Source organism: Prosthecobacter sp., from assembly GCF_029946185.1.
Lineage (GTDB): Bacteria > Verrucomicrobiota > Verrucomicrobiia > Verrucomicrobiales > Verrucomicrobiaceae > Prosthecobacter.
The window spans coordinates 17,294-27,462 of sequence record NZ_JAQSEA010000104.1; the positions used below are offsets into that span (position 1 = coordinate 17,294).

8 protein-coding genes are annotated in these 10,169 nt (G+C 59.9%); all 8 read left to right on the forward strand.

The annotated features are described in order from the left end of the window. The first annotated feature begins 256 nt into the window (after positions 1-256). The 8 genes from PSV43_RS08145 (at position 257) to PSV43_RS08180 (ending at position 10,127) form a co-directional block, all read left to right on the forward strand. Positions 257-1,588, forward strand: coding sequence for an ammonium transporter (locus PSV43_RS08145; RefSeq protein ID WP_300195405.1), 1,332 nt, complete (start codon positions 257-259; stop codon positions 1,586-1,588). Between the two features lie 113 nt (positions 1,589-1,701). Beyond that, positions 1,702-2,667 (forward strand): ABC transporter ATP-binding protein, encoded by a 966-nt coding sequence (locus PSV43_RS08150; RefSeq protein ID WP_300195409.1) that lies wholly within the window; start codon positions 1,702-1,704, stop codon positions 2,665-2,667. After that, on the forward strand, positions 2,664-3,422 hold the full coding sequence (locus PSV43_RS08155; protein ID WP_300195411.1) for an ABC transporter permease: 759 nt from the start codon (positions 2,664-2,666) through the stop codon (positions 3,420-3,422). The genes PSV43_RS08150 and PSV43_RS08155 overlap by 4 nt, the downstream gene beginning before the upstream one ends. An 18-nt stretch (positions 3,423-3,440) precedes the next feature. After that, a complete protein-coding gene (locus tag PSV43_RS08160; RefSeq protein ID WP_300195414.1) occupies positions 3,441-4,937 on the forward strand; it encodes a Gldg family protein in 1,497 nt (498 codons plus the stop codon). Between the two features lie 13 nt (positions 4,938-4,950). Next, a complete protein-coding gene (locus tag PSV43_RS08165) occupies positions 4,951-6,786 on the forward strand; it encodes a DUF4340 domain-containing protein (RefSeq protein WP_300195416.1) in 1,836 nt (611 codons plus the stop codon). Between the two features lie 152 nt (positions 6,787-6,938). Then, positions 6,939-8,006: a DUF3500 domain-containing protein gene (locus PSV43_RS08170; RefSeq protein ID WP_300195419.1), complete on the forward strand. Its 1,068-nt coding sequence runs from the start codon at positions 6,939-6,941 to the stop codon at positions 8,004-8,006. Positions 8,007-8,019: 13 nt separating this feature from the next. Beyond that, entirely contained in the window at positions 8,020-8,382 is a 363-nt protein-coding gene (locus PSV43_RS08175) for a c-type cytochrome domain-containing protein (RefSeq protein ID WP_300195421.1), read from the forward strand. Between the two features lie 89 nt (positions 8,383-8,471). Continuing rightward, complete coding sequence (locus tag PSV43_RS08180; RefSeq protein WP_300195423.1) at positions 8,472-10,127, forward strand: hypothetical protein; 1,656 nt, start codon at positions 8,472-8,474, stop codon at positions 10,125-10,127. The last annotated feature ends 42 nt before the right edge of the window (positions 10,128-10,169 follow it).

Consider the following 10,169-nt stretch of genomic DNA (forward strand, 5'->3'; position numbering starts at 1 on the left):
AGCTTTGGGTGAACGCGGAGCGCTGAGGGATCAGGATGATCCCTCTCCTGCCGGAGGCGCTTCAACGCAGGACACAGTCACGACAAAACGCCTCGGCTCAAAAAGCAGCCGGGCGGAAGGTTATTTGAAGCAGTTTTCGTGCCCAGTTATCAAAAAAGGTTGCCAGCCTCGGCGGCATGACTAGCATCGCGGCGGCTCCAACCAAGCCACCAACGGCTCCAACCAAGTCGCCAACCCAACTAGCCACCTACCAACCATGACCCTTCCCTTGCTGAAACGCAGCGGGAGCGGAGCCTTGCGGAGCTTTTCCGTGATGGCCGCGCTCGCACTCGCCACGACCTCCGCCCATGCTGCCAGCGGCCCGAGCACGATTGACAGCGGAGACACCGCCTGGCTGCTCGTCTCCACGGCGCTGGTGCTGTTCATGATGATTCCCGGGCTCGCGCTGTTTTATGCAGGCTTGGTGCGCTCCAAAAACGTGCTTTCCATCCTGATGCAGTGCTTTGCCCTGACTGCTGTCATGAGCCTGGTGTGGCTGGTGTGCGGCTATTCGCTGTGCTTTTCAGATGGCGGCCCGCTCATCGGCGGCTTTGGCAAGGTGTTCCTCTCGGGTGTGACCCCGGACACCGTGAGAAGCGACTGCCCCACGATCCCAGAGCTGCTGCACTTCGCCTACCAGATGATGTTTTTCCTGATCACTCCGGGGCTGTTTATCGGCGCGTTTGCAGAGCGCATGAAGTTCAAGGCCATCCTCGCCTTCAGCATCGCGTGGAGTCTGATCGTCTATGCGCCCTGCTGCTACGGCGTGTGGCACAAGGCGGGCGCTTTTTTCGGCCTGACGGGGGTGATTGATCTCGCAGGCGGCATCGTCGTGCACATCACCGCAGGTGTGGCCGCGCTGGTGGCCTGTGTGATGGTGGGTCCCCGCAAAGACTTCCCCAGCGCCCAGCTCATGCCGCACAACCTGCCGCTGACCATCGTGGGGGCGGCCATGCTGTGGGTGGGCTGGTTTGGCTTCAATGCGGGCAGCCATCTCGCGGCCAATGGCGCTGCAGCGATGACGCTGGTCGTCACCCATCTTTCCGCCTGCGCCGCCTCGGTGGTGTGGATGGCCATTGAGTGGGTCCGCAATGGCAAGCCGAGCGCACTGGGCATCGCCACGGGTTGCATCGCAGGACTCGCCGCCATCACTCCAGCAGCGGGCAAGGTGGGCCCCATCGGCGCGCTCTGCATCGGCAGCATCTCCGCCTGGGTCTGCTGGCTCGCCTGCGCCAAGCTGAAGCACAAGTTTCGTTACGACGACTCGCTGGACGTCTTCGGTGTGCATGGCATCGGCGGCTTTGTGGGCACCCTCCTCGTGGCTGTCTTCGGCTCCACGAGCTTCGCCGGCGGCCTGGGGGACTTTCACATCGGCAAACAGCTCATGACTCAAGGCCTCGCCTCTCTCGGGACGATTCTGCTCTCGGGCATCGCCAGTTTCGTGATCTTGAAGGTCATTGATCTCACGATGGGTCTGCGCGTCACCCATGAAGATGAGAATCAGGGACTCGACCTCGCGGAGCACGGAGAAGCGGCCTACAACGATTGATGCGCGTATTTGCGCGGATCAATTTTGCGAATGCCTGATTGCGAATTGTCATTCAGGGGCGCATAGGCTTAAATTTAGTTTTATCAACCCGCCACCCCCTTTCTCCCCCACTCATGATTGATGTTCAGGAACTCACCAAGCAGTACGCCGGACGCACTGCGGTGAACAACATCTCCTTCCAGGTGGAACCGGGGGAGATCGTGGGGTTTCTGGGCCCGAATGGAGCTGGGAAATCCACCACCATGCGCATCCTGAGCGGCTACATGCCGGCCACCTCGGGACGAGCCATGGTGGCAGGCTTTGACGTCTTCCATCAGTCGATCCAGGTGCGGCAATCTGTGGGCTACATGCCGGAAAATGCCCCGCTCTACACCGACATGCGGGTCAAAGAGTACCTGCGTTTCCGCGCGGAATTGAAGGGGCTCTCCGGCCTGACCATGCGCCGTCGTATCGGCGAAGTGATGGAGCTCACCGGCGTCACCGACATGCGCAAGCGCCTGATCGGCAATCTCTCCAAAGGCTACCGCCAGCGTGTCGCGCTGGCAGATGCACTGGTGCACAAGCCCAAGCTCCTCATTCTCGACGAGCCCACCAACGGCCTCGACCCCGTGCAGATCCGCCATGTGCGTGACCTGCTGCGCAACCTGAAGTCCAAGCACACCGTGCTGCTTTCCACGCACATCTTGAATGAAGTCGAGCAGACCTGTGATCGTGTGATCATGATCCATCAGGGACGCATCCGCGCCAACGACACGCCGGCCAACCTCACGCGCCAGCTTCGCTCCACAACGCTGCTGCATTTGGAAATCGACGGCACCGGCAGTCTGGCGGAAAAATTCTCCGCCATCCCAGCGGTGCGCAAGGCCACGGAGGAAGAGCTGCTCGTAGTTCCCTGGCGGCGCTTCACCCTGCGGGTCGAACCGGATCACGACGTGCGTGAAGAAGTGATGCAACTCGCCATGCAGCAAAAATGGCGCATCCGGGAGATGCACCTCCAGCTCCCAACCCTGGAGGATGTCTTCGTCGAACTCTCCATGAACACGGGCACGCCCACCGACACTCCCACCCACGTCCTATGAGGATATTCTGGATTCTGCTCAAGAAAGAACTGCACTCCTTCTTCGTCTCCCCCGTTGCCTACGTGGTGCTGGCGCTGGTCATGGTGCTGAATGGTTTCGCCTTTCGTGCCGCCCTCTCCGTACTGGAAAGCGCGCCCAGCGAAGGCTCCATCGTGAGCTGGACCTTCCACGCCATGTGGTTCTGGCTGTCCTACTTCTTCGTCTTCCCGCTGCTGACCATGCGTCTTTTTGCGGAGGAGAAAAAGATGGGCACCTTGGAAACCCTTTTCACCGCCCCGGTGCGTGCCTGGCAGGTGGTCGGCTCCAAGTATCTGGCCTCCGTCATCGTGTACTGCGTGCTGTGGCTGCCCAGCCTGTTCAATTTCAAGTTTGCCCACTGGATCTCCGCCGGTCAGGTGGAGCTGCCTTCCGGAGCCATGGGGGGCGCGTATCTCATCCTGGTGGTGATGGGCATGTTCAATCTGGCCATCGGCTGCTTTGCCTCGTCTCTGACTTCGAATCAGATCGTCGCCGCCATCATCTCCTTCACCCTGAGCCTGATGCATTTCCTGCTGGGCATTTTCATCATGGTCGTGGGCCGCAAGATTTCCGACACCATCGTGGACATCGTCAATTACTTCGCCGCCACCGAGCATATCCGCATCTTCACCGCCGGTCTCATCGACAGCCGGCCCATCATCTATTATCTCAGCATGTCGCTGCTTTTCCTCTCCTTCACCCACCACGTGGTCGAGTTCCGCCGCTGGCGCCCGTGAGCCGATTGATCCACCACCATGCCGGATTCCGAACAGACCACCCCGCCAGCCAGCGCCCCAGCCAAGCCCATGCCGAAGCGTTACGGCATTGGCATGAACGTCGCCCTGCAAGTCCTCATGGCACTGGCTCTCTTTGCCGGTGTCAACCGCCTCAATTACTACCATTACTGGCGCTGGGATCTCAGTAGCAGCCAGGACTACACCCTCAGTCCGGCCACCCTGAAGTACCTCGACAGCCTGTCACGGGATGTGCAGATCTACATCGTCTTTGCCCGTGACTCCAAAGTGTACGGTGAAGTACAGTCCCTCCTGGAGGAGTACAACTTGTACGGCAGGCAGCGCATCAAGGTGCGCTCCATCGACCCCGTGCACGACATCGAGCGCGCTGAACAGCTCAAGGCAGACACCGGCCTCTCCCTCGCACAAAACGGCGTGTTGATCCGCTGCGGTGTGAACAAGCGTTTCATCACCGAGGAAGAGCTCGTCGTCAGGGAAAAGGGCACCAGCACCAACAAGCAGATCATCGAATTTCGAGGTGAAGATGCCATCTCATCCGCCCTCATCTCCGTCGTGGAAGGCCGTGTGCGGCGTTTTTATTACGTCGTCGGCAAAGGCAGCCGCTCGGGCTTGGGCCAGAGTGATGCCTACAACGCCGCCATCGATCTCGGCAGGCAGCAAAACTTCGAAGTCATTCAGGTGAACCTCTCCGAAGTCAGCCACATCCCCACGGACACCGACGGCCTGCTCATTTTGGGCCCACGCTACGACTTCTCCGAACGTGAGGTCGTCATGCTCAACAACTACTGGCAGTCCAAACGGGCCGGCATTTTCGTCATGCTGGATCCCGGCGGTGAAACCGCACGGCTCAACGCCTTTCTCACGGCCAACGGCGTGCATCCCCGTGGCGACCGCGTTTTGATGGCGGAAAGCACCAGCACCGGCCCCAAGAAGGAATTCTCCGTGCTGGGCGAATTCATGAAGGAAGTGCCCTTCATCCGCCATCTGACCTCCTCCGCCATCACGCTGGCCGGGCAGACGGAATCCCTGGAACTGGTCGAGGAGAACACCTCGCTCAAGGAGCAGTCCATCAGCGTCAAGCCGCTGATCATTGCCGCCCCACGGTACTGGGGTGAGCGTCAATTTTTGGAAGAACTCCCCATCGTCGATGAAGAGGACACGCTGCCGCCCATTTATGTGGCCGCCAGCATTGAGCGCGGCGCTTTGGGTGACGAAACCCAGCGTGCGGACAGCTCGCGCATGGTCATTGTTTCCAACCCCACCCTTCTCGACAAGCAGACCATGCTCGCCGTGAGCCGTGACTTTGCAGCCGCCAGCGTGAACTGGCTGATGAACCGCGAAAGTTTCATCGGCATTCCCGCCAAGTCCAAACACTCCTACCGCATTCAGCTCACCACCAAGCAGCATGAGCTGATCTTCTGGATCACCTCCATCACCCTGCCGGGCATCGTGCTCGGCTTCGGCATCATGGTCTGGGCCAGCCGGCGGGCAGCATGAGCACCGACATTGCATGAGCGCACGCACCACTCTCCTACTGTTCCTTCTCGTGGCCTCCATGGGCGCGATCATCCTCGGCATCGAGCGTTACTTCCCCTCGGCGATCGATCAGCGTGAAGTCAGGCGCGGCCCCAACCGTTTCGAACGAGAAAAAGTCACACGCATCGAAATCCTCACCGCTGAAAACGTGCCGCTCACCCTCGTGCGTGACGGCAGCGCCTGGAGGATCGAAGCTCCTTATGCCGATCTGGCCGATCCACAAAAAGTCGCCGCGCTCATTATCTCCCTGCATGGAGTCGAATGGATCCAGCGCGTCCACCAGAAGGATTTTGACACGGCTGAATGGCAAAAAACCGGACTGGACAAGCCACGCTACAAAGTGCGCCTCCTTGCCGGAGAAGCCCCAGTTTACGAATGCTGGTTCGGTGCGCCTGGGGCCGTCGAAAACAGCCTTTACATCGGCATTCCCGGCAGCGGCGAAAATGACACCGCCTGGTATCTCGCCAAAAGTGAAGCGCCGATGGTTCTGCAAATTCCCGCCGCATCCTGGCGTGACCCCAAGCTTTTGCGGCTGCCAGCGGAGGTCATCACCAGCATCACTTTGAATCAGCCCTCCGGGCAGATCGTGCTCAGCCGTGAAAACGAGCATGCTCCCTGGCTGCTCGAAAAACCGCTCAAAACACGCGGCAGCAAAGAGCGCATCACCGAATTGCTTTCCGCCATTCTCAACATCGAAATCACCGAGGCCAAGGATGTCACTGCCACGACCAAGGAGGACGCGCAGACCGCCCATGCCGGTGAAATCAAAGTCACCGTCGAGTCCAAAGCACGCGGCAAATCCTACGAGTTCACCCTCAAAAAGCCCGCTGACGAAAAACAGGCGGTCACCACCGCCACCACCGCCTATCGCAAACCTGCCTTCACGGTCGTAGCCAAAAATCTTCTCGCCCTCTGGGTGACTCCCAATGCCCTGCGTGATCACCTGCTGACGCAGATCGACGGCGAGCGGCTCGACTTCATCACCATCAACAGCAAGACTCATCCGGAGATCAACCTGCGCAACGAAGGCGGCTCCTGGTACCTGCAGCGCCATGGCAAATGGGACCCCGCCAACGGCGAACGCGTGGGGCGCTGCCTCGAAGCTCTCAACACCTATGAAATCCTGCAGTTCGCCGCAGATTCAGCCGCTGATCTCACCCCCTTTGGCCTGGACGATCCCTTCCAGACCGTCACCTGGACTCCCCAGCGTGAAAAGCCCGTGAAGCTCATGTTTGGCCACAATCCGGAAAGCACCCAGTTCTTTGCCAAATACGACAGCGAGCCCTTCGTTTACCGTATTGATGCCTCCCTGCTGCCTTCCCTGCCCACCGACGGCATCAAATGGAAAGGCCTCGGAGCCCTGCGTTTCACGACTTTTGCCCTGCGCCGCATCACCATGGCGCAAGGAGCCTTTGCGCCGACCATCCTCGACTACAACCCCGTCACCGCCGAATGGAAAGCCTCGCGCGGCGGCCATGATATCACGGAAGAACTCGACCGCGTCAAAGCCGACCAGCTCGCAGCCAACCTCTCGCGTTTCACCGTCCAAGACTGGGCGGCAGATCGCAGCGACGCGCTCCAGGCCCTGAAGACCCCCTTCCTCACCATTCAGGTCGTACTCGGCGAGCCCGGCCGCCTCGACGGCCCCGTGCGTGAGATCGAACTCCTCTTCTCACCGACCCAGCCGAATGCCAGCACGGCATTTTACTTCGGCCAGATCAAAGACGACCCCGATATTTTCTACATCACCAACAACGCCCTGCTGCAGGTTGCTGGAATCAATATCTTCAAGCCAAAGCAGGCGAAGTAGTCCCCGGTGAAAGCGCACTCGGCACACGCAGTGCGATGAAGGGATGTGCCACACCCGGCAGTCGGCGATCTCTCCGCCCGCTGAAGCAGCGGTGATCTACATCCTCAGGATCGGCAAGATGCCCCGACCCGAGGCTGTATTGTATCCACGCCATGAATTCTCACCCAGCCTCATCCTCACCCGATTTCAATTCGCCGGCCTGCCCGGAATGTGCTGAATACGCTTCACCGCCACCGCATCGCGGACGTCGCGACTTCATCCGAGTGCTTTCCGGCAGCGCCCTGGGGGCCATGGGGGCATCCTCGCTCACTTCAGGTTTTGCAGCTCCCGCCGAAGCGCCCCGGACCGCAAAGCCCGCCGAAGAACTCATCCGGGAATTGTTTGCGGGGCTGACCGCCGAGCAGAAAACGGCCATGGTGAAACCCTGGAATCATGGCGCCGAGGCGGGCGGCATTCCAACCCGTCTCAAGACACACAACGCCGCGCCTTTGGGCAAAAAACTCAGCGAGCAATTCACCGCGCCGCAGCAGGATCTCATCAAGCAAACCTTCAAATCCATCCTCTCCGGCGATGAGGCCTACGACCGCATCAGCCGCAATGGCAAGTGGGACAACAGCGGGACATTCGAAGGCAACGGCATCGCCATCTTCGGCGATCCCTCCGGCAAAGATCCCTTCTCCTGGGTCTTCGCCGGCCATCACCTCACCCTCCGTTGCGATGGCAATTCCCAGCCAAACACCGCCTTCGGTGGCCCCATGTACTACGGCCATTCCGCCAACGGCCACAGCGACGTGAACGTTTACAACGATCAAACGAAGGAAGTCATGAGCGTCTTCGAAATGCTCAACGAGCCCCAGCGCAAGCAGGCCGTCATCGTCGGCTCTCCCGGCGATGGCGTCGGCGCGCTGAAACCCAAGCTGGTGGAAAAACCCTCCACCGGCGTCGGCTACGGCGATCTCGATGAATCCCAGCGCAAGCTCGTCACCGGCGTCATGCGCAAGCTGCTCGATCCCTTCCGTCAGGAAGATGGCGACGAAGTCATGCAGCTCATCAAGACCAATGGTGGCATGGAAAAACTCCACCTCGCCTTCTACAAAGACAACGCCGAAAAAGGCAACGACCGCTGGGATGCCTGGCGCATCGAAGGCCCAGGCTTCGTCTGGAACTACCGCGTCCTCCCCCACGTCCACTGCTTTGTGAACGTCGTCGGCCAGGCCTGAGTCCCTTGCAGTGATGCGGGCCATCCTTCCCCTCCTCTTCAGCGGGCTGCTCCTCGGCAGCCTTGCTGAAGAAACTGCCCGCGCTGAAGCCCCGCCCGATTTCCAAAAAGACGTACTCCCCGTCTTCGAAGAGAAATGCATCCGCTGCCACGGTGGCAAACGTCGCGGCGGCAAGCTCGACATGCGCACGCTCGCGGCCATGCTCGAAGGCGGCGATACCGGCCCCGCCCTCAAACCCGGCAACGCGAAAAAAAGCCTCCTCATTGAGCTGATCCATTACAAGGAGATGCCACCCAAAAAAGAGGAGCCATTCATCACTCCCACGGAACTCGAAATGCTCCGCCAGTGGATCAATGGCATGCCAGACAAGACTTGATCAAGGGCCGCCTTTGCCAGGGCATGGGGCTTCCACCTTGAGGACCGGCGGCAGAAACAATTCCCGGCAGAGGTTCGTTGGTTTCAGTCATGAAACGAAGACGCGTACTTCACACGATGGCCAGCTTGTATGGCGCCCAGGGACTGCTGCGCAATGAAGCCCATGCGGCGGCGAAGCCGCAGAGGGAAGCCGATTTGCATGACCCCTATGCGGACGTGGACTGGGCAAAGTGCGATTTTCTGCACTCGATGTCACATCAGCATACTGGGCAGACGGAAGCCTCGCGTGACGAGTTTTATGCGATGGGCTACCGCCACTTGGCCTTCAGCAATTATTACCCTTCAGCGCCGACGTATCCCCTCCCTCAGGCCTATCTGGCGAAGCACCCGGACGTCATAGGTGCGCCCAATGCGGAGCAGCACTCCATGCCAGACGCTTCGCTGCATTTCAACTCGCTCGGCAGCCGGCTCGCCACCGGGTATGGCAGCACTCTCAGTGCGGCGCAGCGCAATGCAGCTCCGCTGGCGCATCAGTTTGACGGCTTGCAGGTCTTCAATGAAACTCGCCCGTGGGCCGGGGTGTATCGTCTGGACTTGGTTTTAGCGGCCGTCGCAGAAGGCGGTCTCGCCCAGCTAACCGTCGAAGGTGCCATCGAATGCAAGTTCACCGGTCAATTTGCCCCCAAAGCGCCGGTGCATGACATGCCCCTGAAGGCAGGCAGTCATACGTTTTATTTCAGCACGACTGAACCGCATCTGCACATGCAGTTGATCTATGACAAGGCGCAGCTCAGGGTGACTCAGTGTCGCCTGATGCAGGGGGCAAACCGACCTTGGCGCGAGGTTTTCCGCGCGGCGCTGGATGGAGAAATAATCGATGGCCGTCGCACTGGCGGACTGCTGCATGCGGATGGAGGAGGAATCACGCTCAACCACCCCACGCAGGATCGGCAACTGTATGAGATGTTTCTGGATTTTGATCCCCGTGTGCTGGGCATTGAAGTATGGAATCAGCTGACGTCGGGCTTCGGATCCAGCAAAGGATTCTACGATGACAGCGCGGGGCCGCACCTGCACTTCTACAAGCTGTGGGACGACCTGCTGAGAACTGGCAGGCGCTGCTGGGGGTTCTTTGTCAAAGATCACAACACCTTTGGGCGCGGGCGCAATGTGCTGCTGGTCCCAAACACTGCAGGGCACGCAGCCGACGCGGAAGTGGCGGCTCTGCGAGCCTATAGAACTGGAGCCTTTTTCGGAGCGGTGTCTGCCATGGCGGTCAACGAGGCCGGAGAAGTGGTGCCACCTTATGATTGCAGCACCTTTCGCTTCACACGCATCGTCGTCCGGCGAGATGCCGATGGCAAGGCGGCGGCGGTCGAGGTTGCAGTCACAGGCAACGACAGCGTCAGGCGGCCCCACGTGCAGATCCGATTTGTGACCGATCAGGGAGTGGCGCTGGTGGTCGATGCGGTGCAGGCGGAGTTTCCTTTGCAGCGGGACGCAGACGGCCAATGGCTGGCGGCTTTTGTGAGGGTGGAGGCCTTCGCCTATCCGGACACGCACCTTGGCGGAGAGCCGCTGACACCTGCAAAGATTCGCGGGCTGAATGTCCATGACATCTCCCTTCTGCACGACCGCCGCTCCACGGGTGGCAAGGCCCATTTTTCCAGTTCAGGCGGCGCGGAAATTCGCTCCCGCATCCCCATCGTTGACATGATCTTTTCTCAACCTTTGCGAAGGGTGTAGGCTCAACGTGCGAATACCTGTCTGTGAAAGTTCCCGAAAAAA